Source organism: Chryseobacterium sp. (assembly GCF_041914225.1).
Classification (GTDB): domain Bacteria; phylum Bacteroidota; class Bacteroidia; order Flavobacteriales; family Weeksellaceae; genus Chryseobacterium.
The window spans coordinates 1-22681 of sequence record NZ_JAYSDT010000019.1; the positions used below are offsets into that span (position 1 = coordinate 1).

Genomic DNA, 22681 nt, shown 5'->3' on the forward strand with positions numbered 1-22681 from the left:
TGGTCTCAAACACCAGTTCTTAGGAGTACCGGTTCGATCCCGGTCCTGGGTACAACATTCTCTGCAAACCCTCTTCCACAAAAGGTTTGCAGAGTTTTTAAATTCTGTTTTTATTCTCGTCAGATTTCAATCGTGCAAAAAATCGTGCAAAAATGAAATCTTATTCTAACATGAAGGTTTATCCCAAAAATTGGGAGACTTCAAAAAAATCTGTGTTGAAAAATTGGATTGTTCGTTACATATTTATTGATCCAAAAGGAGTTGAACAAGAAGCCACGTTCAAAGGCATGAACCACATAAAAGATCATGCTTTAAGAGTGCAAGAAACAAAGCGCCTTATTGAAGATGAAATTTATATGCTGGAAAGAGGATATAACCCTAAAACGAAAGAATATAATGATAATTCTGGTTTAAATTTGGTAAATCCATCTACTTTATTTTTGACAGCTTGTAACATTTGTATTGAATCTAAAGATTGTGTTGAAACCACCAGAACAGATATGGAAAATTCAATGAAACATATCACAAAATATGCTACTAAGCTGGGATTACACATGAAGCAAATTAAAGACATTACAAAAGGTGATATTAAACAGTTACTTCTTTATATGAAAAATGATAAACATAGTAATTACCGGATCAATAAAACAAAATCTCACTTGTCGGCATGTTTTACGTTTTTTACGGAACTTGATATTTTCCAAGTAAATTTTGTAAGAGGTATATCAAAGTTACCACATGAATCTGCGAAAAAAGAAATTATCAGAACACAAGAAGATTGGAATAAATTCCATTCAATACAACACATGAATCTTAATGTTTACATGTTTTTATACATATTTTTATTTTCAGGATGTAGGTTTGAAGAAATGGCAAAAGTAAAAAAAGAAGATGTTGAGCTTGAAAAAAGTATTTTTTGGATTCACCTTTTAAAAGGTGGTAAACATACAAGAGCAATGCGAGCTATCAATCTAAATTCCTTCAAATATTGGAAAATAATTTATGATAGAGCAAAACCAGGACAATATTTGTTTAGTCATAATCAGCTGCCAAATGATGTACCTGTTAAAGCAAACAGCCTGTATGATCTTTCGGCAAAATATTTAAGAAAAGCGGGATTAAAGATAACAGGATATGCTTTAAAATATTCTTATTTGAATCTCGTTGCAAATGTATATGGTATTGCAACAGCAAAAGAACTTGCAGGACATACGAACGAAAAAACCACAAAAATATATGCAGTAGATTACGAAATGCAGCAAGTTGAAAAAAACAAAAATATTGATATTTGCATTTAAAATAAAATAGCCCTGATAATTCAGGGCTAAATTGCATTAGAAAAATATAGTATTGGAATTTAGTAATTTATATCATTGACAAATTTTGGTTGACTTGCTCTTTATCAAAATATTTAAGATCATATTCACTCCCAAGCCACTCTAAATAGTCTTTTTTTTTCTCAGGGTGGCTTTCTTGGCTGATGGCATATCATCATCCATCGTATCCGTATCTAATTCTGTAATCGTATTTTGCTTATCAATCACAAATTCATAAAGATGACTGTTTTCCCATCCCATAGCCATTTGTATAGCATAATGAAGGTTTTCGAATGTAGCTGTATTCTCTATAAGTAATCTTCTCCAAATAGGAGGCTTTGTCCCTTTTAAAATAATTTTGAGTTGTACAATCTCGCTCATAATCTTGTTTTAGAATTAGATTGTATTTCCAAATGTATGAAAAAAAAATAAAAGCACAGTTGGTTATCTGTAAACCAAAACCTCCCGCAATATCAGGGGGTTAAAACGCAAATGATGAAAAAAAATATATTAAATATATTAAAAATTCTTTCTTTTTACTTTAAACAAGTTCATTATTAATCCGCTATGAAACCAAAGAAAAGCATTGGAAAGATTTACATCTCTTAACTTTTTGTTGTATTTTCATTAGAAAACTTTAAACAAGTTCATAGAAAATTTTTAATTATTTTAAGATAATTTATTTTTCAATTACAAGCTTTTCAGTTTGAGTTTTTCCGTCGGCGGTTGATATTTTCACTAAATACACACCATTAGACAGGCTGTTAACCGAAACTTTTTCTTTATCCTCTTCCTTAAGTAAAAGTTTCCCCAATAAGTCGTAAACTTCTACTTTAACTTTCCCTAGACCTTTTTTAGACGCACCGGTTTGCGTAATAGAGAACTCTGAATTAGCTGGATTAGGATATAAAAAAATCCCTAAGCTTTTATTTTTGTTAATATCTTGAGTAGAAAGAATCGGCAATTCCTTAATACAACGTACACTATTACCATGAGAGCGTCTTCTATGTATAATTTGAGTAAGAGAATTAGCAAAGTTTAAATAATATGCATCATATATACTACTTCCTATACTGCTACTCCAATAGTTCCCATTACCTCCCCTTAAATCAAGCTGACCAAAAGTACTTAGGCGTTGCCCAGAAGCGGGTAATAATAGAAAGTCTCCAAATTTAATTCCGCTATCATAATTATCAGGACCACTAGTCCAAGATCCAATGTATGTCTTGGTATTATTATCTATAACTCCTTGCCATTCTATTGTTGTTGGCACACGGAAGCCATCAGGGCAAGGGTCATTTGCTGTTTTTGTCCCATCCATCCAAGAATTATCTAGAGCAGGAGTAGTATTCCATCCCACAATAGAACCACTGTTTGCCTGATCTTGCGCCTGAGTTAGAATAGGATTTTTATTCCCCCACTGGTATTTAGCTCCGTGAATTCCCTGAGAAAGACTTAATGGATCAAGATTTGTGTCTGCTCCAAGATTATGACTCATAAACTCTCTAAATTCTCCCGGAGCAATAAAAGCGCCAATTGTTTGACTAAATGCTATAGAAGGAATAATCCCCAGGATCAATAATAAATGTTTTTTCATTTTGATGATTTTAATTTTACAAAGTAAGTAAAATAATTAATAGATTTAAAATAATTAAATAAAAATAGATATTATTCTATGCTTCATTTTGAGAAATTTTCCCGGAGGATTCTTTATTGGAGAATACATGAGTATTCCTAACTATGTCGAATTTGCCATAATTAGAATTGGGATTATTTAAAACTTCTCCCATTGAAAGTGCATCCAGTCGTAATTTTTCTCACGACCAAGACTGACAAAGCCGTGCTTATAAAAAATATTAATCATCGGCCTATACTCTGGCCGGGCAAATCTTGCGGTTTGGGAAGTCTCTTTTAATTGGTTTCTTTCAGGATCTAAATCTATTGCGAGCCCCCACGAATGAACGGAATAACTTGACCCACCACGCATTTTTCGAAAATTAAAACACCCTCCGTACAGGTCAATACCTAATTCCCTTATCCTATCATAGCCGTAAACACTCAAAAGGTCATTAAGAACAGTCTTTAAAGGTTCAGCAATATCTTTGTGACAGGATATTTTTTTTACTGATTTTTCGACATCCCACGCAATCCGCATTGGATATGGAAGATCAATAGATACAAGATACCCTTTCCCTGTTTCATTCGGAATTCCGTATTTTGAAATGTACTGCGCTATTGTTTTCATGTTATCTGTTTTTGTCCTTTCTTTCGTTTCTTATTTTTAACAAATGAAGTCTTATCTGTAGAGCGAGTAGAATACAACCACCAACAAATAGTATAAACTTTTCGCATGACTCCCAGTTAGCTATTATTCCCGCCCCAGTAAATAGATAAGTTACACCATCAAATAATTTCTCTTTAAACTCTGCCATTTCTTTTCTCAATTAAAATTATACCTACTATGGATATGATAAAAGGGACAATATTGTACTCCCTATCATAGTTCCATTCCATAAAAAACTTCATAAAAGAAAATATAAGCAGGGATACAGAAAGAGATATACCTATTTTCCGAATTAGCCTGCTTTTATTCTGAAAGAAAAGCATAAGCAGTATGCTGTAATTAATTACAAAATAGAAACCACTCCACAGGTTGTTAGAAGGATCACCAATTACAGCATACACCAATGTGAAAATCAGCAGCAACAATAATGGAGTTTCGCTTAACTTGACCATTATAACCCTTGATTTGGAAGCACGGCTCCGTCTCCTCCTTTATTTTTATTAGATCTGGATAATCTATTTCTTTTTCCACTCTTTCCAACAACAGAAGGAAGCACGGCGGTTAATACAATTCCAGCAGCCTTTATCCATGCGGAAACTCCTGAGCTTATGCCTAATTCTTCTAACATTCCATAATGAGTATCTATAATAGCTCCCAACGCTGTTAAAGCTGAAACTGTTTGCAATAGTATTTTTTTCATTTCTTTTTAATTTTATATTTTAATTTTACCCTTATAACCCAAGATATATAAACATGTTGACGCTTAATGATTTAGGAGTTACGTCCAGACCAGCCTGAGATGCGTTATTAAGCTGAATAGTATGTGAATGTGATCCATTAGCGGACGTTTTTACAGCATCTGTACTTCCACCGCTTACGTTTGAATTTTGATTCAAAGTATAATGTCTAACTAAAGAATCTCCTATAGTTTTAAAGTCTGGATTATCATAGTATCTTCCTTCTTCTCCCGTTTCATGAAAGTGATCACCCTCATTAGATGTCGTAATGGCATCCGTTGGAAGATTTTCTACGGCAATGGTCTTGGTATTACTTCCGGTTACACCTCCTAATGTTCCTCCATTCTGCATAAGCACCGAATTGGTAGCATCAGGAATATTTACTGTAAAGCCTAAAGTATTAGCGGCCGTTTGTTGAGACGAAGTAAGAGAGCTTATAAGCCTTCCGTCCAGCTTTACCCAACCTGAGTGATCTGATGTAACAAGAGATGATTTAATATCTCCTACGGTGCTACTTCCTGTTGAACCTACTGTGACATCTCCTGATCCAATAAGTGACTGTCCGTTAACGGTTTTAATATTAACCCCTGATACAAGTTGTGATTGTTTAGGCTTAATGTTGCCTATTAAGTCCATGTCAACTGCAAGTCTTCTAGGATTAAATGGTGAACTAGCTCCTCCATCAGCACTATCAACACCTAATAATATAACCATTATTCCCACGATGTCATTATTCCAGGCAGGAGATGTATTAGATGCTTTAGGAATTAATATTGATGTTACTCGTCCTAGGTTTTGATATGCCGTTGACGAATAAGTAAACTGGTTAACAGAATCCTCCACAATTGAGATGTTCTGAGCCTTTAAACTTGCGGAATGTATAACAACTTCAAAAAAAGGACCTATATACCCATTTACCGGAGCTGATTGAGTTGATGATACTCTTAATATATAATTCGTAGCATCCTGCGTATAGTCCAAAATCTTGACCTTTGGATATAACGTAGGTACATATCCCATTGGAGAAACCTCAATATATGTAGTTCCTGACCATCTGTATAGCTTATTAGAGCCTGAAGCGACGTATATTTTACCGGATTCTCCCGGATTTGGAAACCCTGACAAAGTAGGATACTCCAAAACATCATCAACATAACTTGGAAGTTGGCTTGCTGGAACTTTGCTTCCTACTAAATCAGCCTTTAAACTTAAATCAGGAAGATTACTTAAATTATTGTAGTTTTTATCGTTCCATAGGGTCTTATCCGCTTCTGTAATGCTAAAAGCTGGAGAGGCTGTAAATATAGGATCGGTTTCTACAGAACCGCCCCCTACAACAATTGTAGAATCCTCGCTTACAGCAAAGAGATTATTTGCCGTAATCCCAGAAACTACGCCCTTTCCCTGATCTTTAATAACATATACTTGTCTCTTTTTCATGATCTATCTAGGTATTACTGCTATTAAACGAATTTCACCATCAATATAAGTGCAAAAGTCATAGGCTAAAGGCTTTCTTAAATACCATTGAACACCTTCTATCAAAGATTGAGAGTCGGGATGATTATCATATATTTTAATAACAGATGCAATAGGGTGTAATTCGCTTGCGGTATTATTCGGTATGTACATTTGAACTGTATCTCCTTTTTTCTCAAAATATATCTCATCATTTGAGAAATTAGTAGGGAGTTGGTTTACCTTATATCTTTTTAAATCAGCCATATTTTAATTGTTGTTTTTAAAAACCTCCCTTATAAGTTATACAAGGGAGGAATTGGTTTAAGACCCGTTAATTAACTTATACTACCACTGCGTAGCTGCCCATTGAGCTGAAACTGCTTGACCGTTATAAGTTAAAGCACCTGTCCCATCTTCGCCAATCTTATCCAATTGAGCTTTATTAGCATGGGTGTGGGCAGTAGCAACCGCAGAATCAATCTGTGTAACAGTACTTGTTGGCTTGTTTGTAATATTTGCCCAATCAAGGGAAATATTCAAGTCCATACTTTCGTACTCTGATACCTTAATGAACGTATCATTTGCATTATTGAATAAGTACAATGCCGCTCCTGCATCAACTGTCGCATCAGCAGACGCATCTTGAACAAAAACAAATGTGTTAGAGTTCAAAGTAGGAATTAGCGCATCTCTTTCTGCAATATTTGTTACAATTGTAGCTGAATTAACATTCGCCATTGCTTGAGATACAATCGTGTTTACCTGTGTTTCTGTAACAACGTTTTGAAGTGTTGCTACACCAGCTGATGACGTTACGTAAACATCGAATTTGCCTCCGTTCTTTACATAGTAAATAGCGTTAGCTACAAGACCTGCTCCTTCAGGAAGAGCGTTTACTTTAAAAATTTGCAAATTTGCCATAATTAAAAAAATTAATGATTAAAAAATATATAATACCGATTGACTACCAACCGGTTTCTTCTAGTGGGTTAAGGGGGACTTTATTTTCTACCACAGTTCCTTTTGCTGTGGTATAAGAAATATTCAACTCCGAATCATCCGTCAGAGATGCCGACACTGACGTTACCACATCAGATGGGACAGCCGATCCATCATCTCCCTCTAATTCAAAAAAGTACAATTCAGAACCATTAATATCTATACCCAGCGAGTTAATATGCTGAGCAAGAAGTGTTTTTATATCATCACCCCAGCTCGTGGCACCAATATCACTTAAACTCAAAGAAATAACCTTAGGGATGTTTTCGGAAGCTTGGGGGTCAGGGGTCTGTCCCGACCCCGACTTAAAATTTCCCGTATTCTCCGTTACAAATGTTTCAAATTCTTCAACGCTAGTAAATGGTGAACCATCCTCTTTATAAAATTCATTCCATTCAAATGTGCGATTATATTCACTATCTGTTGTGCGATAATCAAAATAATCTGTTTTATTTACACGTGTAAGTGAAATTTCTTTTTTAGGTTTTATATATTCATTTCCATCAGGAAAAACAATGTATAAATAATTACCTTTTGAATATATTTTTCTCATGATTGCTGTTTAAATTCGGTCTAATTCGGTTTGTTTTGCTTTGATGAAACTATCAAGGTAACTTTCTATTAATTGTAAAAACCCTGCTTTATTGTTTTTCATTAACCAAATCATATATTTATAACTTGGAACTTTCACCAGATCTTTTTTCCCTTTATCATCTTTCAATGTTAGTTCGACAGGTAAATTATTTGTTCCTCGCAGATAAGACCATGTTTCTTTATAAATAACCCATTCAGGGGCAGGAAGTTTAATATTAATTTCTTCACCTGTTTTTTTATCTTTCAAAACTTGTTTGTAAACAAAAACAATAAATTGTTGCTCCGATTTTGCTTCAATATTTAAAACTCGGATCGTTCTGTTGAACTGTGGTAATTTCGGGTGTTCTTGTAGTGGTAATTCAACAAAATTCAAATCAACATTTACTATTTCATTGATTATATTTTGTATATCTATTGGGATGTTTAAATGTTCGTTCATGTTTTAAAATTTATAAAGTTCCACAATGTTTGCACTGATGCCAGTAGCTGCCGCCGTATTCTGATTATACATTCCGAATGAAACAGGTCCTGTATATCCATTTTTTGTATGAATTAATGTTTGATTATTATAAGTAATGATGACAGTCCAGCTCCCAGTCCTTCTAATAAAAATTGCTGTCAAACCATAAGGACTTGGAATATTATGCACTAAAGAACTTGGTGAGTTGTCAGGGAAAAATATTGTGAATGGATACCAGTATCTTTGTTGTGCCCTTACATTAACAACAGTTTGGTTTAATAGGTCAACAGGACTCGCTGAATTAACCAAGCCAATAAAGTGCATCATTGATCCGTTTCCATTAGTAACGGTAGATGTACTTCCCGAAATTTCAACGGTCATATAGAAATCTTCATCATCTCCAACTAATTCGTTTGTTTTTCTCGCTGCGACAAATGATGAATCATCTGCCATTGCTTTTACATTGCTGTCTGAACTGTAGCTTACCGAAGCTCCTGATTCTATTATTACAGGAGATACTGTATCATTGTAAATTTTTCTTGACCAGGTAATATTGTTTAAATCAACACTTACAACTTGTGTAACTACACTCAATGTGAAACTTGTTAGATAATACGCTACACCATTCCATAACCTTATTTTGTATTCACCTACAGGGATATCTTTAAAATTATAATAAAATGTCAAATCAATTCCATTAGTATACAACTGAACCTGTGATGCCGGAATTTCTGCAACAACAGTGGCTGTGGCCGCCGATAAACTACTTACAGTACATAGTTCAACTTTAAAACTTGTAGGTGGTAAATTAAGGTTTGCCCCTTTGAGGTTGATCCAATAAGGTTTGTCAGTAATATCTACTATTGGAGGAGATATAATCGCTACACTCATTGTTCCGGTACTCCAACCACCATTCATTGCAGTTTTCCAAGTATTTTTTTCAGCATCAGAAAGTAGTGTTGGTAATGCAACAAAAACTCCTTTTCCGTTTGATTTTGCAACTCTTCCAGCTGAATTTTGAGTTAAAACAGTATTGAAGGTTGAATCATTTGAAACGTCAGCTAATCCAGTTATTGAGTAGTAGAATCCTGACGTATTAATAGCCCAGTTCGCTCCTAAACTAAGCCCTGCACCGGCAACAGATGTTAACGCAGAATTAGCAACGTTTTTACCCAAATCACCAGCCAACATCCTTCTGACATCATTATTATCATCAAAGATGTAAGCATATTTAAACGTTGCATCCGGGGCTGTAATGGTTGTTGTTGTTTTGTCTACTTTGTTAGCTAAACCACCATTAAAATTATTAACTATTGCATTAATAGTTTGTTGTACAGCGGTGGATATAGGTTTGTCAAGATCAGATGTATTGTCAACATTTCCTAATCCAATTTGACTTTTGGTAACTTGATGCGGATTATTATGATCGCTGATATGATTTTGTAAATTCTGATTTTGGTCAATAAAGCTTTGAGCCACATCAGATTTATTGGCTTTTGTTTCATTGATGTCATCTAAAACGTTTGCAACCCTCCTCGTTGGCAAAGGTTAAGACTTGAAGTATTCCAAAGGGATGAATTCACCTGTCAGATGTGTCAGGATACAGAAACTACATTGCACGTGCATCACATGAACTATCATGGATATAATCCTTGGGAAACCCCTTCGGAACAACTCATTACACTGTGTGAAAACTGTCACGAACATGAAAGTTCAATTTCAAAAGAAGCTGAAAATACTCTTGTAAGAAGTATTAAATCTAAACGGTTTTTATCCAGTGATTTATTTGTATTGTCAGAAGGGTTTGATAATATGTATGTGGTAAACTGCGCAGAAGTAACAGCTTATGCAATTAGGGACTTATTTTCAAATGAGGATAAGATGAAGGCACTTGTTCGTAATTATTTGAGTGAAATAAAATGAAAGATCCAGCATTTCTATTCTACAGCAAAGATTTTTATGAAGGGACAAGAATGATGTTGCCAGAGGAAAGAGCATGTTATATTGATCTGTTAATTTATCAACATCAGAATGGAGCTATTCCAAACGATCTTAAAAGGGTGCTTATGTATTGTAATGGGGTTGCTTTAGCGACCCTTGAAGCGACCCTTGAAGCGAAATTTGAACAAACAGCAAATGGATGGGAAAATAAACGGTTAAATGTTGAAATTTCTGCCCGGGAGAATTTTAAATCTTCACAAAGTACAAGTGGGAAAATAGGACAGTTTTGGAAAAAAGCAAAGCAAATTTTGTCAAAATCAGAATTTACAAAACTTCGTGAACTTACTTTAAATAAAGAAGAAATTATTGATTTTTTAAATTTAAATGAAGTAAACAAAGATACCCTTGAAGGGTTGCTTGGAACACCTGAAAAAATAGAAGGAAATGAATTGTAGTAACCAAACAAATTATTTAACAACACCCGATTTTGATTGCATCGGTCAGGTTGCTCAACACTGCAGTTTACCAAAACTATGTGTTGCCATTGAAGAAGCAAAAACATTTGATCTGATACCTCTATTTTGTTTTGATTTTGTGCATGATGTTCTGGAAAACTGGAATCTGAATGAGAGTGATCCCAATTATCAAAAATATCAGCAAATCATTTGTGGTGGAACATACACCGATTGCGGAGGAAGATTAAAACAGAATCTTGGTTTAAAGAGAGTTTGGGTTTATTATTCGTATGCCAGGTATTTATTGGTGAATCAGTTTAATGATACGGCAAACGGAACTGTCAGAAAGCAAAATGACTTTTCTTCTTTCACAGACATGAAAGATATTCGGGCATTGTCTGATAAATATCGGAATATGGGAAAAGAAGCATTTGAAAGCTTTCATGGCTTTTTGTGTGCAAATAAAAACTCTTATCCAAAGTTTGATGACTGTAATTGCAAACTTAATTGCGGATGCACCGGATCATGTTCTTGCGGAAAAACAAAAAAACTATCTGGGATTAAATTTTCAACAGTTAGAAAATGACAAATTTCAAAATAATAACAAATACACGGTTTACTGCCAATATTGATTTTTACAAACGGACATACTATGTATTGAAAAAAAGTAATGGAAAGGTTAAAATTTCAAGTGTTTTAAACGGTTCAGTACTATTTGACAATTTAGATCCAAATGAAATTTTAATTGATGGTAATCCAATGATGAATATACAGGAATTGCAAGATGTTGTTTACAACCAAAGTTGCTATTGTGATCCTGAAAACGATGATGACAACTACAAAATATTTGATAAAACATTTGATAAAACCTTTGAGTAATGAGCGAACAAACAATTGCGGAAAAGTCTCTTGAAATCCGTCAGGAAACACAAGAATTTGCAAACACGAGAAGGATCTTTTAACTTTTCTAAATATTTTCTATTTGCCATTTTACCAATGAGTTTTTAATATTCTGTTTTTCTTAGGAATGAATATCCTAATGATGATATTCGGGATTATCATTGTGTTTCAATTTCAATTTTCAGATCTTTGATGTCTTTGTTACCAACCGGAAGATCAAAATGTTTGTCTGGAACGTTTTCCAAACCTTTGAAAACAACCTTCTGAACCCAGTAACCTGACATTCTTATTTTATTTACACCTTTGTAGATGTATTTAAAGCCGTTCATGGTTACTTCTTCGTTTAGCTTTATATCTTTAACTTTCATAGATTTTCATTGTTTTTAGGTGTATTTCTGTTAGAAATTCCTTTGTGTAAATATTAGCGTGTGCTTTCTCATGGCAGGTCCTACACAATGCGATAAGATTTTCAATTTGATCTTGCAAATGCTTTGTTTTACTCCCGAACTCAGATCGCCGTTGAATGTGATGAATTTCGGTTGCTTGTTTATAGCATATTTCGCAATGGTAGAACCCGGAATGAGAAGGAAAGAATTCAAGGTAAACCTTTGTGTGTTTTTCCACTTACTTATAAATTATTGCAAGTCCTTTACAATATTCAAGTTCACGTTGAAATAGTTCAGTTTTTTTAATCTCCAATAATTCAGCAAGTTCAACACTTTCAAACCAGAATCTTACCCCACTGTCATTATCTTCAAGACATATTTCAACAGGAAAAGAAACAGGCTGTTCACCTTTGAAAATTGGTATCTGTAAAACAAATGTTTCTGCAATATCTGTTTTAATCTGTTTGTTGAAATTTCTTGCAATATTTCCTCTCATATCAGAATTTTCAGCAATGTCTTTTTTTACAGATGCGGTAAAGTTCTGATATGATGAAAGAAGTTTTGCGTTTTCTTCTTTATTGGGGAAAAACCGTCTGTTGTAACGAAGAATTTTAATCAGTTCTTCCCGTCTGAAAAACTTACTTTGGTTAATCCCGAATTCTTTTAATTCGTTTGAATATTCAGCTTTTCCAGTTATGACAGTTCCATATTCATCATTTGGGTTGGTTTCCAACTTAATTGATAAATTGTCAACATCACAAGTTACAATTGCGTTTTCTGGTTTAATTTCCTGGAAACTGTTTGCTTGTTCTAATTTTACTTTTAGAAAATTTCCAACTGCAGAAAAGTTACCTGATACAATTAATTTTGTTGGTTCTTTTGGTGTATTTGCTTCACCGATAAATAATGTTGAAGTTTCACCGGAAGCACTTTGAAAGTTTAAATTGATTTTTTGATCCATTATTGAATTTTTTGTTGTTGATTAATATTGAACATTGATCCAAGCCTTTCATCTGGCTTTAAACGTCTTGAAGAAATGAATTCACCATTAGCATCAAAAGAATACATTAAACCCTCGTCCTGGTCATCTACGTGATACAATACACCTTCAATTTCTTCATGTCTTGTTTCGATAGCTGTGATTAAAGAAGATTTTTCTTTAATTATTGGATCGACTTTCTTTTTGATTGCTGCAACAAAATTTTTCTTTTCAATTTCCAATCTTGAAAGTTTGATTTCATTGTCAGTTAATGTTTCTCTTTTGAGATCCAATTCCTCTTGTGTCAACGCTTTGAAATACGTTGTTTCCTCTGTTGAATGCGCCATTGCTTGAAGATTGTCAGCACGGTCCTTTGGCGTCATGTTTTTAAAAAGGGTTTTATCCATTATAAATAAATTTTGTTTTGATGTTGTTCAAGTTGATTTTCGATTTCTTCCAGATAAACAATGTCTTTTGGTTCTGGTAAATACAGATTTAAAGTCTTCATTGAATAGTTTCTAAATCTTTCAGTTGCAAGTGACATTTCTTCGGTGTTGAGTTCTTTGGTACTTCTCCACCGATCACGGACCTCGCCAGTTTTTTTGTTGATGAATTCAGTTTTGAAAATTCCTGGGTTTACAATCTTTTTAAAATGCTCTTGTTTTATTTCTTCAAGTGTATCACCATATTCCAGTGCATACCATCCCAGGATTAAGTGCAAATAATTGTTTTGGCTGTAGGTCCGGTTTTTCTTTTTTTCCAAAACCTCAATCTTTGCATTCTTATCAAGTAAGTGCTTTATTCTGTTGATTGCTTTCTTTTTCATTTCAGGTATGGAAGTATCGAAAATCATATTAAATCTTTTTTACAGTTACTTTCTTAATTTTTAAGTGTTGTTTTAGAAAGTTTTCTTTTTCTTCTATTGAAGTGTCTGGATTGAATTTCACACCTTCAATTACATTCTTATCAAACTTTTTGAGACTTTTGGAAAACAAAATGTAATCTTCATCTTTTTGGTCGTTATCGGGCCATTTATGCCAAGTTGTTATCCTCTTGTAGTAGATTATCATTTTTGCGATCAAGCTGTTTTAAAAGTTCATCAGCTGTTTTTATTGACATTTCAACAATGTGTGTTATTGAACAGCTGTTATTGTTAGCCATCAAACCTTGCATTGCTAATCCGGCAAAATATTCTCGCTTGGTTATACCTCGAAGGTTTTCATCTGTATATACTTCTGAAAGTTGGTTTTCATTGTTTACTGTACTTCCTATTTGTGGGTATATTGGTTTATTAGAATTTTCCATTTTACCAATTGTTTAAAAAGTTTTGTTTTTGATTTTCTGCCATTTTAAGGCGGGTTTTGATTTTCTGAATGTCTTCTTCATTCCTATTAATTTCGACCACATGTAGTTGTAATTCTTTTTTTGTAAATCGATCATCATAGTCAATGAAGTGCCATTTCTTTCGACCTGTTGTCAGTAAGTTTCCTTGAATCTGCCAATAAATTTTGGTTTCATGTTTCTTTAAATCTTGTTCAGTTTTTACGTTTTTTAGTCTGAAAAGATGTGTTTTTGAATCAGGACATTTAACCTCAATTCCTTCTTCATCCATAATTAGCCCATCAGGTGTACCCCCAAAGTAGCTACACAATTCAACAAATTCTTGATCTTCTCCTGTAGCATAACATTTAACACCATACTTTTGTTCAAACACCTCAATTGCTTCAAGTTCCTTTTCATTTCCACGATCCATTGAATCATTTGAAAATCGTTTTACACATTGTCCTTCTGTAAGGATTTCAAGTGCTTTTTCTTCGATATATGTCAATGCTCCTTTAGGTAATTCGTTGATCTTATCTTCATAAGTCATTAATTTCCCAAGGTCAGAAGAAGTAAATTTTCCAAGTCTTGATTTAAACCATTCTTCTCGTTTCTTTTCTGCTTCTGTTGATTTCTCTATTGAAGCAAGAGCCGCCTCGTGTTCGGCTCTTAATGCTTCAAAATCAACAACAATGTTATCTTTAGTCAGCATTGTCGAAAAGATTTATATTTAATTCATCAACATCAAATAATGGAATATTATTTCCACCTGTTGTTTTTGTTGATCCAGTACATGTGATCCGAACACCTTGACCGATTTGTGTGTTCATTAACGCTTGTACAAGAACTGTTTGACCAGCAACAAAGGCTTTTTGCTCCATCGTGTAATTTTGCGAGGAAATAAGTATTTCCTTTGCCGTCTGTTGCTTCTTTAAACCCAAGAAAGAAACATTCAACTGGCTTTCCTTGTTCGGCAATCCATTCTTCCTTTTTCTGGTATGAAACTGTTAACTTTCTGTTAGTATCAGCATTCTTTAATGCGCCAATAGCATTTGTTGAAGGCATGATAAATGTGATTTCACCGTTCTTTGGATATAATTCCGGTTTTTGTTCTGAATTTTGATTTTCGTTTGACATTGTAGTATGATTTTATATTATTTGAAATTTTTTATTACTGAAATTGAATCAGAAATTGCATCACTTATTCTTTCTAAACATCTTTCAAATTCAACTTTTAAAAGTTCATCAGTGATTTTAGGTTCAAGGTTGGAATAATTCATACTTTGAATGTATTCAACGGCTTTTTGCTTTTCAGGCTTTAAGGCTTCAAGTCTTTCCGATTCTGCTTTTGCCTTTGCTTCTGCTTCTGCTTTCTCCTTTTCGGCACGTTCTGCATCTTCTTTTTCCTTTCTTTCTGCTTCTTCTTTTGCAATGCGATCAGATTCGATCTTTGCCAAACGAGCCTTTTCAGCTTCAATATCTTCACGCTCTTTTCTCAACTTTGCTTCTTCTGCTTCACGGTGTTTTCGTGCTTCTTCGTCTTTGGCTTTTAGCTCTTCTTCGTGTTTCGCTTTTTCAGCAGCTAATGCTTCACGTTCCTTTTTTGCTCGTTCTTCTTCTGCCTTTCGATCAGCTTCGATTTTTGCTTTTTCTGCATCCAATTTTGTTTTTTCTTCCTGCAGTCTTATGTTTTCAAGCCTTTGTGATTCTGCTTCTTCAAGTGTTTTGATTTTAGATGAAAAGGCATTTTTAACCTGAATTAATTTTTCATTGAAATCAAGTTCAAATTCTTCAAACTGTTCAACATCTGTTTTATATAGATTTTCCTCAAAATCAACTTTCAATGATCCGATCATATCAAATGATAGTTTGTTGATTTTTTCAAGAGCTTCATCAATAATTGAGTTGATAAAACTTCTGATTTTGGATTTTCTTTCTTCTTCCAGACGTATTTTTTCTTGCTTTTCCTGTTCTTTGATTTCTTCCCATCTTTTAACCTCAGACTGTTGTTTGTCTTCGTGTGGCTTGGTGATTGCAATAAGTTCTTCACTTACTCCGGCAACAGCTTCACGGAATTTTTTAATTTTTGAAGCAATTAATTTGTCTTGGTTCTGAATTTCAGTTCTTGCAGTAACAAGTGTTGTTCTTGCTTTCTTTGCTTCTTCGTAAGATTTATTGTCAGTGATTTCCACAAATGGATTTTCTTTGACAATTTGAAGTTGTTTTTCTTTCATTCCCTGTAGCTCTGGAAGCTGCTTGGCATCGAATTGTTCGATTTGTAATAGGTTACTCATTTAGTTTGAAATTTTTGTTGTTATTAATCCGGTCGGGGACTTGAACCCCGATGTATGCCTTTCCGGAAAATCACTATATTTGAACTCTAACCTTAAATAATAGTGATATGAATAATTCTGATTTTGGTTTAACTATTAAGCTTAGTTTTGCTGCTCTATCATGTAGAATTGGAGCTCTTACAGCTACTTTGAACAAAGAGCAATTAGATATTTTTAATGAAACTCTTAAAAAGTTTAAAGATGATTTTATAAAGGAAAACGAGCCCCTTTCTCCACAGCATCTGCAAATGATTGAAGAGTTATTTCGTTAACATCTTCACGTCCTGATTCTTCAGGATTATCAGCGTAATAGTTTATTATTTGTGCCATCTCCTCTAACTTTTCAATCACCTTAGCATATGCCTGGGGTGAGAGTATGATATTTTCCATACTTATTTTATTCTTCGGGAAATCCGGGTAGCTACTATTAAAATTCAATTCAAATACTACCAAAGGGTTATCTCCAAATTTTGTAAAATCCTTTTTTCCTCTTTTATTTTTTTCTGATTCCTGCATTGTATTATTTTTAGTTGTTAATTGTAAAGTGGTTTAGTTTGCTTTATTTTTTTGTGACTCTCAACTTCTATCATAGCCACAAGAATTTTAAATGTTTTCATTTTTTCATTTGTTTTTTAATCGTCCAATATTCATTGATAAGTTGTTTGTCAAATGATACTGCCAAAGGAGAGTATTTTGTAATAGCGGTATTCAACCTCTCTTGCCACAGAGGAGCACTGAAAATATTTTCTATTGGAGTAAGAATGAATTCAACTCGTTTTTTAATTGGCATTTGTAAATAGGTGTTAAAATCCATAATCAGTTTTTATTAAAGAGTTATAGTAGTTTTCAAGTCTTGCCTTGCCTTGTTTTGCAAACTGTAAATTTTTCAAGTCTCTTCCAGTTACGGGAATAAATCCCCATTTATCCATCCTTGCATATTGTCAATTCTTTCTTCAAATTTCTCGATCAGTTCAATAATTATTTGCGCTTTGCAGAGTTTCTGTTTTTCAAGCAGTATGTTCATAAATGCTAATTTTTGAAGGTTGATAAAATTTTTTATTGGGAGATTTTCTTGTTAAATAGCCATCACCATATTTGAAAATTCTGTGATTTTTATATTGTCTGAACCAGTTTGCAATCATCCTTTTGATTTTTCTATATTCCTTTGAGCCTTTAATAATGAAACCATTCTTTTTACCTTCAGAATTGAGAATGAAAAATTTACCTTTCTCAATCACTATTAAAGTTTTGCCTTCTAGCCATATAAAGCCCTTTGTAAAGTTTTTCTTTAAATCCCAGTAATATTTTTTTGAAAACTCGAAGGATTTAATTCTTCTTCCTAAAATTGTTTTTTGTACTTTTGTCGTAGAATATCTCATTTCTAAAATTTTTTTTGATGAATTAATCTCGCCATCTGTTAGCGCAGGTGGCTTTTTTTATTTTCCATTTATTGCTTGTGCCAATGCAAGTTTTTTTGCTTTTGAACCTCGGCGGGTTAGGATTCTTTGGGGATCAATTACGGCTTCCACTCCGTTGTTACTGTTTTTATTCTCGATAGATTCCAATGTGTCTAATTCATATTTCATTAATTCACATTCTTTAAATAGTTTGTCTATCTTTTCCCCAAGCTTCCAAATGTTCACCCGCAGAGCTTCAATTTTGGCTTTATTGCTTTTAGCTTTCATATCACATCAATTAGGTTTTGTGCTTCATTGATTTGTTCTTGCATTTTTGCTTTCACAACCTCTTGAACACGGTCAATTTTACTCTTTGGGATTTTTGCATCATAGAACCAAAGATTTTTTATTGACTCTGTAGAAATTCCAAATTCTTTATGAAGCTGATACTTCACATCTTCTTTACGGTCATTTGTTAGACCTATGAATATTTTCTTTATGTTTTCCGCTTTGTTCATAATATTTTCTATCTTTGTTTGCTTGTTGCAAAGTTTTGATACGATAAATTTATGTCAAATATTTGACTAAATGAAATTTAATATCAATTATTTTACTTTTAAAAATATAACTAAATGAAAATCAATGCAAAAAATTTAAGAGAAGCAAGGAAAAAAGCAAAATTATCGCAGGAAAAGCTATCTAAATTATTAGGAGTATCAAGACAAACTGTCAATTCTTACGAAAATGGCGGGGAAATACCAGAAACAAAATTTGACATAATTAACAAATTATTCTCTGATTTGTTAATTAATTTACATAATGAAAATCCAAATGATACTATTACCTCAAATGATGCAAAAGATTTGAAAGAAGATGATTTCTTTTCTCATTTACCAGAGCCGGAACAACGTATTACAGAAGAAGATACCTATAAAAAATTAGAAGAACTAAGAAAGAAAAGAAATTCTAATCCTGAACCTTCTTCAAGAATCATTAACGATGATGATCTGATAGACGCAATAGAATATAAAGTTCCTTGGAAAGGACAAGCAGGGATGGCTTCCAAATTCTATCCCGAAGAAATGATTGAGGAATTACAGAAAACTGTAGTCAAAGTAAAACCGGAATACAGGGGTGTATTTTACCGAATAGAAGTAGACGGCAATTCAATGCCTCCTAAAATACAACCAGGAGATTGGTTGAGATGCGAAGAGATAAGTAGTTTATTTTGGCTTGAAAAAAACTTCTTTAAAAAAGATAAGATTTATTGCATCTGGCATAATGCAAGGGGAATAATATTCAAAAGGTTAATTTATAAAGAACTAGGTGAAATCTGGTGTTCATCAGATAATGAAGATAAAGTTGAGTTTCCTGATTTTCCTTTAGAAATAGAAAAAGTCAATAAAATATTAGTCGTTAGAGCATTAGTCGATAGAAAATTTTAAACGATATGGATGAAAAGTTTAAAGAAGAATATAAAAGAGTGCAAAATAATGCTGTTTACTTTCTTGAAATGTACTACAATAAAGTATCTGAAAATAATATTGAATTATCAGATAAAGAAAAGCAAGAATTATTTGATAAACACAAAGGAGTACCGCTTTTTGATGATTTTAGTAAATGTATATCTTTTAATGAAAAGATTAAAGAGTTAAAAAATAAAGGTTACAAAGACTGGGAAATACATTAATTTAAATAATAAAAATATATGGAACTAAATGAGTTTATAAAAACTGTAGTTTTAGAAATTGAGAAAGGAGTGAATAGTGCTCAAATCGAAGTAAATGAGCATAAAACAGGAACAATCATAAATCCTACGAGAGATCAGGCATTAAATGGCGGCGGAAAAGGATCTATGCATGATTACAAAGAAGCAATAAAAGTAGAAATTGAAGCATCTATATTAAGTTCAGAAAATACCAAGGGAGGTATTAATTTGCAGATCTTATCTGGAAATTATTCAGGAAGTATGGAAAATGTATCTAAAGTTAAATTTACTATTCCTATTCTTCTACCACCTCACGAATTGCCGGAAGGTTCTTGATATAGTAAAAAATTTCTTCAAATATAGGTTTTTCACTTTTAAATCTTGGTTTAACTGCATTAATCCATGGATTGGAAGAAGAAGCTAAAAAGTTGAGAATAGCAATCTTTAAATCATTATCCATTTTTTCTTGACTGCTATTTTCCATATTCCAAGTAAAGGTTCCTAGATCTATATTTTTAGATTGATTTTCCATAATAATAATTTTTACAAATATACTAAATGTATAACTAAGTTAAACCTAAATGTTAACATCTGATCGCCAAATATTGAAACTTCCTGAAATACTTAAAAACAACGGGAAGATTGAATATATAAAAGAATTTTATGAAGAAACTGGAATTCCGAAATCCTGGTTCTCTAATGTTAAGAATCAAGATAAACGGAATCGATCATATCATTTTACTGCAGAACAGATTGAAATAATAATAAAGCTATATAATATCGATGCAAATTTCATATTCGGAATTACAACAACCCCTTTTAAATAAAGGTTTTGTGTTTGTTCTAATCGTGCAAAGTATCGTGCAAAAAAGTGTAAAAAATAGTAGAAAATAATAATTAATCAATTCGCAAAGTATTGAAAATCAACAAGGATAAAAAATCAGTCAAAAATAAAAATGGCCTCAAACACCAATGACATTGCAAAAACAATATAACAACGAGAACGGACTATTTGGTCCGTTTTTTTTACGAATAAAATTCAAAAAGTTTAAACTAAAATTAAAATATTTTAACTGATTTCGGAATGAAAATTGGATTCACATCAGAACCCAATCACTAAAATCTTACTATTATGGATACGAACAGATTCAAAGCGTCACATGATTTTAGTAATCTTCAGAAAAACCTGCACAATAACCCGGGATACAGTGTAGAAAGCTATTCACAGCAGGTAAAAGATTACATCAGCGACATGAAAAAGAGGAATCAGGAAGCTACCAAGCAGGGATTTATGGCGCAGGCTCAGAAATCTGCAAAAGAAGTTTGGGCTGAGATTCAGGAAATTGCTTCGGAAGCCTGGGAGAAGAATAAAAACCATTCAGATGAAAAGAAATAATTTTTAATATTAAAGTTCAGAAACCTTACTTTTTGCGAGTGAGGTTTTTTATTGAAAACCATTAAACCATCATAATGAAAGTCTTTATCAATAAAAGAATTCCGGAAGCAGGAATTAAAATGCTGGAAGAAGCTGGTCTCGAAATAATTTTCCCGGAAAAAGAAAATCTGTCTTATGAAGAATGGCTGAATTACTGTAAAAATACTGATACTATTTTAAGTATTGGAACAGAATTTAAATATGACAAAAACTTCTTTGAAGCCTGCCCGGACGTTAAAGCCATTGCTTTATATTCTGTAGGATTTGACCATGTAGATATTAAAGAAGCCACCCTTAGAAATATTCCGGTAGGGAATACCCCGGATGTACTGAGCCGGGCGACTTCGGACGTCGCTTTCTTACTCATGCAGGCAGTAGCAAGAAGAGCAAGCTACAATTTCGGGAAAGTAAAAGAGGGAAGCTGGGGAGCATTTGATCCTTTGCACGCTTTGGGACAGGAACTTTATGGAAAAACGCTGGGGATTTTTGGACTGGGACGTATCGGATATGAAATGGCAGAAAAATCAAAGAAAGCCTTTGGAATGAATATCATTTATCATAACCGTCATCATAATGAAGAAGCAGAGCAGGAGCTGGGAGCCACTTATGTCTCTTTTGAAGACCTGATCAGAAACTCAGATGTGTTGAGTGTTCATGCCAACTTTACCCCGGAACATAAAGAGTTGTTTAATGAGTCTATTTTTAAACAGATGAAACCAAATGCTATTTTCATCAATACTGCCAGAGGAGGCTTTCACAATCAAAAAGATTTGTATCATGCATTGGTTGATCAGAAAATATGGGGAGCCGGTCTGGATGTTACCAACCCTGAGCCTATGGCTGCGGATGATCCCATTCTGCAGCTATCCAGCGTTTGCATTCTTCCACACATCGGCTCTGCTACTGTTGAGGCCCGAAACGGAATGGCCAGACTGGCTGCAGGAAATATCATTGCTTTTGCAGAAAACAAAAAAATGCCAAATTGTGCCAACCCTGAAGTTTATTCTAATCATTCAGCCTAACTTGGAATTATTTTTGTTCTGATTACAGAAACCTTTAAATCGTAATATTATGGCACCAGAAAACAATATTAATGAGCAAAACAGAAAGCTGGAACAGATGGATTATAACCCCAACGAAGATATATTCAAAAAAGAAAAACATATTCCGCTTGACGGAGACGGAAATCCTGTTTTAGATGAGGATTTTGATGAAGATAAAATTGATAAGGGGCTGGATATCCCCGGTGCAGAAGATGATGATGAGATGGAAGAAATAGGGGAGGAAGATGAAGAAAATAATTATTGGAGTCTCAGCGATAATGAGGATGACCATGAAGAGGAAAATGATGATGTTTTAACTTAAATTTTTACGATAATAAACCAACCTTGCTGAATTTAGTAAGGTTTTTTTATGTTGGATAACGGCTAATAGGGTAATGGCAATTCCCCTCCTTTGGAGGGGTGGATTCAAAAATTAAAGAATTTTTGAAGACGGGGTGGTTCCAAAGTGCAATACAATAAAATTCTCCAGTTCTTTCATTACAGCACTTAGATTATTCCTCACATCAAAATCACTTATTCTGAAAAAAAACAGGCCTAAAGATTCCAGATACTCCTCCCTTATGCCGTCATAAACCTGTTTCTCATCATAGCTGGACCCATCAATCTCAATGATTAGCCCCAGTGTTTTTACATAAAAATCAACAATATAATTTCCTATTATTCTTTGTCGGTCAAAATCAATTTTGTGAAAAGTTTTTGCACGGACTTTCTTCCAGAATATCACTTCACCTAAAATATGGGCTTTACGTTTTTCTTTTAATAATGCTTTTAAATAGGGATTATAGGGAAGATTTTCAACGAAATTCCTACGGATCGGAATTCCATTGATAACGGTAAGGATTTCTTTCATGATTGTGTTTATTTTTTACCACCCCGTCTTCCAAAGTTATCAACTTGGAATCCACCCCTCCA

At 33.5% G+C, this 22681-nt stretch carries 37 protein-coding genes; 11 read left to right on the forward strand and 26 right to left on the reverse strand.

Features of this window, described 5'->3' with window-relative positions:
- The first annotated feature begins 152 nt into the window (after nt 1–152).
- Nucleotides 153–1298: a tyrosine-type recombinase/integrase gene (locus ACE3RB_RS10310; RefSeq protein WP_374464147.1), complete on the forward strand. Its 1146-nt coding sequence runs from the start codon at nt 153–155 to the stop codon at nt 1296–1298.
- Nucleotides 1299–1439: 141 nt separating this feature from the next.
- Here ACE3RB_RS10310 and ACE3RB_RS10315 read toward each other — a convergent pair whose 3' ends face one another.
- From ACE3RB_RS10315 to ACE3RB_RS10360, 10 genes are all read right to left on the reverse strand, one after another.
- Entirely contained in the window at nt 1440–1697 is a 258-nt protein-coding gene (locus ACE3RB_RS10315; RefSeq protein ID WP_374464148.1) for a plasmid pRiA4b ORF-3 family protein, read from the reverse strand.
- Nucleotides 1698–1995: 298 nt separating this feature from the next.
- Nucleotides 1996–2913 (reverse strand): T9SS type A sorting domain-containing protein, encoded by a 918-nt coding sequence (locus ACE3RB_RS10320; protein WP_374464149.1) that lies wholly within the window; start codon nt 2911–2913, stop codon nt 1996–1998.
- Between the two features lie 177 nt (nt 2914–3090).
- Entirely contained in the window at nt 3091–3561 is a 471-nt protein-coding gene (locus ACE3RB_RS10325; protein WP_374464150.1) for a M15 family metallopeptidase, read from the reverse strand.
- Between the two features lie 490 nt (nt 3562–4051).
- Nucleotides 4052–4300: a hypothetical protein gene (locus tag ACE3RB_RS10330; protein WP_374464151.1), complete on the reverse strand. Its 249-nt coding sequence runs from the start codon at nt 4298–4300 to the stop codon at nt 4052–4054.
- A 31-nt stretch (nt 4301–4331) separates the two neighbouring features.
- Entirely contained in the window at nt 4332–5477 is a 1146-nt protein-coding gene (locus tag ACE3RB_RS10335) for a hypothetical protein (protein WP_374464152.1), read from the reverse strand.
- A 303-nt stretch (nt 5478–5780) separates the two neighbouring features.
- Nucleotides 5781–6062: a hypothetical protein gene (locus ACE3RB_RS10340; RefSeq protein ID WP_374464153.1), complete on the reverse strand. Its 282-nt coding sequence runs from the start codon at nt 6060–6062 to the stop codon at nt 5781–5783.
- Nucleotides 6063–6143: 81 nt separating this feature from the next.
- Entirely contained in the window at nt 6144–6719 is a 576-nt protein-coding gene (locus ACE3RB_RS10345) for a hypothetical protein (protein WP_374464154.1), read from the reverse strand.
- A 43-nt stretch (nt 6720–6762) separates the two neighbouring features.
- Nucleotides 6763–7350 carry a hypothetical protein gene (locus ACE3RB_RS10350; RefSeq protein ID WP_374464155.1) on the reverse strand — a complete coding sequence of 196 codons (588 nt, stop codon included), beginning with the start codon at nt 7348–7350 and terminating at the stop codon, nt 6763–6765.
- A 9-nt stretch (nt 7351–7359) separates the two neighbouring features.
- A complete protein-coding gene (locus ACE3RB_RS10355; protein WP_374464156.1) occupies nt 7360–7830 on the reverse strand; it encodes a hypothetical protein in 471 nt (156 codons plus the stop codon).
- 3 nt (nt 7831–7833) lie between these two features.
- The gene (locus ACE3RB_RS10360; protein WP_374464157.1) at nt 7834–9396 is read right to left on the reverse strand and encodes a hypothetical protein; all 1563 of its coding nucleotides are present in this window, start codon (nt 9394–9396) and stop codon (nt 7834–7836) included.
- Nucleotides 9397–9480: 84 nt separating this feature from the next.
- Here ACE3RB_RS10360 and ACE3RB_RS10365 point away from each other — a divergent pair, with 84 nt between their 5' ends.
- Genes ACE3RB_RS10365 through ACE3RB_RS10380 form a run of 4 tightly spaced genes read left to right on the forward strand, consistent with a single transcriptional unit; the run spans nt 9481 to nt 11126 of the window.
- Entirely contained in the window at nt 9481–9774 is a 294-nt protein-coding gene (locus ACE3RB_RS10365; protein ID WP_374464158.1) for a hypothetical protein, read from the forward strand.
- Nucleotides 9771–10247, forward strand: coding sequence for a hypothetical protein (locus ACE3RB_RS10370; protein ID WP_374464159.1), 477 nt, complete (start codon nt 9771–9773; stop codon nt 10245–10247). Before ACE3RB_RS10365 ends, ACE3RB_RS10370 begins: the two co-directional genes overlap by 4 nt.
- Nucleotides 10237–10833, forward strand: a complete 597-nt coding sequence (locus tag ACE3RB_RS10375) for a hypothetical protein (RefSeq protein ID WP_374464160.1) — start codon at nt 10237–10239, stop codon at nt 10831–10833. Before ACE3RB_RS10370 ends, ACE3RB_RS10375 begins: the two co-directional genes overlap by 11 nt.
- The gene (locus ACE3RB_RS10380; protein ID WP_374464161.1) at nt 10830–11126 is read left to right on the forward strand and encodes a hypothetical protein; all 297 of its coding nucleotides are present in this window, start codon (nt 10830–10832) and stop codon (nt 11124–11126) included. Before ACE3RB_RS10375 ends, ACE3RB_RS10380 begins: the two co-directional genes overlap by 4 nt.
- A gap of 179 nt (nt 11127–11305) precedes the next feature.
- Here ACE3RB_RS10380 and ACE3RB_RS10385 read toward each other — a convergent pair whose 3' ends face one another.
- The 14 genes from ACE3RB_RS10385 to ACE3RB_RS10450 all read right to left on the reverse strand — a co-directional run bounded on the left by ACE3RB_RS10385 (nt 11306) and on the right by ACE3RB_RS10450 (nt 18080).
- On the reverse strand, nt 11306–11515 hold the full coding sequence (locus ACE3RB_RS10385; protein WP_374464162.1) for a hypothetical protein: 210 nt from the start codon (nt 11513–11515) through the stop codon (nt 11306–11308).
- A complete protein-coding gene (locus ACE3RB_RS10390; RefSeq protein ID WP_374464163.1) occupies nt 11505–11771 on the reverse strand; it encodes an HNH endonuclease in 267 nt (88 codons plus the stop codon). The genes ACE3RB_RS10385 and ACE3RB_RS10390 overlap by 11 nt, the downstream gene beginning before the upstream one ends.
- Nucleotides 11772–12494 (reverse strand): hypothetical protein, encoded by a 723-nt coding sequence (locus ACE3RB_RS10395; RefSeq protein ID WP_374464164.1) that lies wholly within the window; start codon nt 12492–12494, stop codon nt 11772–11774.
- The gene (locus ACE3RB_RS10400) at nt 12494–12919 is read right to left on the reverse strand and encodes a hypothetical protein (RefSeq protein WP_374464165.1); all 426 of its coding nucleotides are present in this window, start codon (nt 12917–12919) and stop codon (nt 12494–12496) included. The genes ACE3RB_RS10395 and ACE3RB_RS10400 overlap by 1 nt, the downstream gene beginning before the upstream one ends.
- A complete protein-coding gene (locus ACE3RB_RS10405) occupies nt 12919–13365 on the reverse strand; it encodes a hypothetical protein (RefSeq protein WP_027378149.1) in 447 nt (148 codons plus the stop codon). The genes ACE3RB_RS10400 and ACE3RB_RS10405 overlap by 1 nt, the downstream gene beginning before the upstream one ends.
- Before the next feature lie 179 nt (nt 13366–13544).
- Nucleotides 13545–13817: a hypothetical protein gene (locus tag ACE3RB_RS10410; protein WP_374464166.1), complete on the reverse strand. Its 273-nt coding sequence runs from the start codon at nt 13815–13817 to the stop codon at nt 13545–13547.
- 1 nt (nt 13818) lies between these two features.
- Nucleotides 13819–14544 (reverse strand): lambda exonuclease family protein, encoded by a 726-nt coding sequence (locus tag ACE3RB_RS10415; protein ID WP_374464167.1) that lies wholly within the window; start codon nt 14542–14544, stop codon nt 13819–13821.
- Complete coding sequence (locus ACE3RB_RS10420) at nt 14534–14809, reverse strand: hypothetical protein (protein ID WP_374464168.1); 276 nt, start codon at nt 14807–14809, stop codon at nt 14534–14536. Before ACE3RB_RS10420 ends, ACE3RB_RS10415 begins: the two co-directional genes overlap by 11 nt.
- Before the next feature lie 177 nt (nt 14810–14986).
- Entirely contained in the window at nt 14987–16126 is a 1140-nt protein-coding gene (locus ACE3RB_RS10425; protein WP_374464169.1) for a hypothetical protein, read from the reverse strand.
- Between the two features lie 246 nt (nt 16127–16372).
- Entirely contained in the window at nt 16373–16681 is a 309-nt protein-coding gene (locus ACE3RB_RS10430) for a hypothetical protein (RefSeq protein WP_374464170.1), read from the reverse strand.
- A gap of 97 nt (nt 16682–16778) precedes the next feature.
- Entirely contained in the window at nt 16779–16979 is a 201-nt protein-coding gene (locus tag ACE3RB_RS10435; protein ID WP_374464171.1) for a hypothetical protein, read from the reverse strand.
- 193 nt (nt 16980–17172) lie between these two features.
- Nucleotides 17173–17544, reverse strand: coding sequence for a hypothetical protein (locus ACE3RB_RS10440; RefSeq protein ID WP_374464172.1), 372 nt, complete (start codon nt 17542–17544; stop codon nt 17173–17175).
- Nucleotides 17545–17601: 57 nt separating this feature from the next.
- Complete coding sequence (locus ACE3RB_RS10445; protein ID WP_374464173.1) at nt 17602–17850, reverse strand: hypothetical protein; 249 nt, start codon at nt 17848–17850, stop codon at nt 17602–17604.
- Entirely contained in the window at nt 17847–18080 is a 234-nt protein-coding gene (locus ACE3RB_RS10450) for a hypothetical protein (RefSeq protein ID WP_374464174.1), read from the reverse strand. The genes ACE3RB_RS10445 and ACE3RB_RS10450 overlap by 4 nt, the downstream gene beginning before the upstream one ends.
- 114 nt (nt 18081–18194) lie before the next feature.
- On the opposite strand from ACE3RB_RS10450, the gene ACE3RB_RS10455 reads away from it, so the two are divergent.
- Genes ACE3RB_RS10455 through ACE3RB_RS10465 form a run of 3 tightly spaced genes read left to right on the forward strand, consistent with a single transcriptional unit; the run spans nt 18195 to nt 19606 of the window.
- Nucleotides 18195–19007, forward strand: coding sequence for a helix-turn-helix domain-containing protein (locus ACE3RB_RS10455; RefSeq protein ID WP_374464175.1), 813 nt, complete (start codon nt 18195–18197; stop codon nt 19005–19007).
- Between the two features lie 5 nt (nt 19008–19012).
- Entirely contained in the window at nt 19013–19252 is a 240-nt protein-coding gene (locus tag ACE3RB_RS10460) for a hypothetical protein (protein ID WP_374464176.1), read from the forward strand.
- An 18-nt stretch (nt 19253–19270) separates the two neighbouring features.
- A complete protein-coding gene (locus tag ACE3RB_RS10465) occupies nt 19271–19606 on the forward strand; it encodes a hypothetical protein (RefSeq protein WP_374464177.1) in 336 nt (111 codons plus the stop codon).
- Here the strand turns inward: ACE3RB_RS10465 and ACE3RB_RS10470 are convergent.
- Nucleotides 19566–19802, reverse strand: coding sequence for a hypothetical protein (locus ACE3RB_RS10470; RefSeq protein WP_374464178.1), 237 nt, complete (start codon nt 19800–19802; stop codon nt 19566–19568). The genes ACE3RB_RS10465 and ACE3RB_RS10470 overlap by 41 nt on opposite strands.
- A gap of 600 nt (nt 19803–20402) precedes the next feature.
- On the opposite strand from ACE3RB_RS10470, the gene ACE3RB_RS10475 reads away from it, so the two are divergent.
- The 3 genes from ACE3RB_RS10475 (at nt 20403) to ACE3RB_RS10485 (ending at nt 22070) form a co-directional block, all read left to right on the forward strand.
- Complete coding sequence (locus ACE3RB_RS10475) at nt 20403–20666, forward strand: hypothetical protein (protein ID WP_002977995.1); 264 nt, start codon at nt 20403–20405, stop codon at nt 20664–20666.
- A gap of 74 nt (nt 20667–20740) precedes the next feature.
- Nucleotides 20741–21727, forward strand: a complete 987-nt coding sequence (locus ACE3RB_RS10480; RefSeq protein ID WP_374464179.1) for a 2-hydroxyacid dehydrogenase — start codon at nt 20741–20743, stop codon at nt 21725–21727.
- Between the two features lie 49 nt (nt 21728–21776).
- Entirely contained in the window at nt 21777–22070 is a 294-nt protein-coding gene (locus ACE3RB_RS10485; protein ID WP_332387577.1) for a hypothetical protein, read from the forward strand.
- A gap of 111 nt (nt 22071–22181) precedes the next feature.
- Here the strand turns inward: ACE3RB_RS10485 and ACE3RB_RS10490 are convergent, their stop codons facing one another.
- Nucleotides 22182–22619 carry an endonuclease domain-containing protein gene (locus ACE3RB_RS10490; RefSeq protein WP_374464180.1) on the reverse strand — a complete coding sequence of 146 codons (438 nt, stop codon included), beginning with the start codon at nt 22617–22619 and terminating at the stop codon, nt 22182–22184.
- Between the last annotated feature and the right edge of the window lie 62 nt (nt 22620–22681).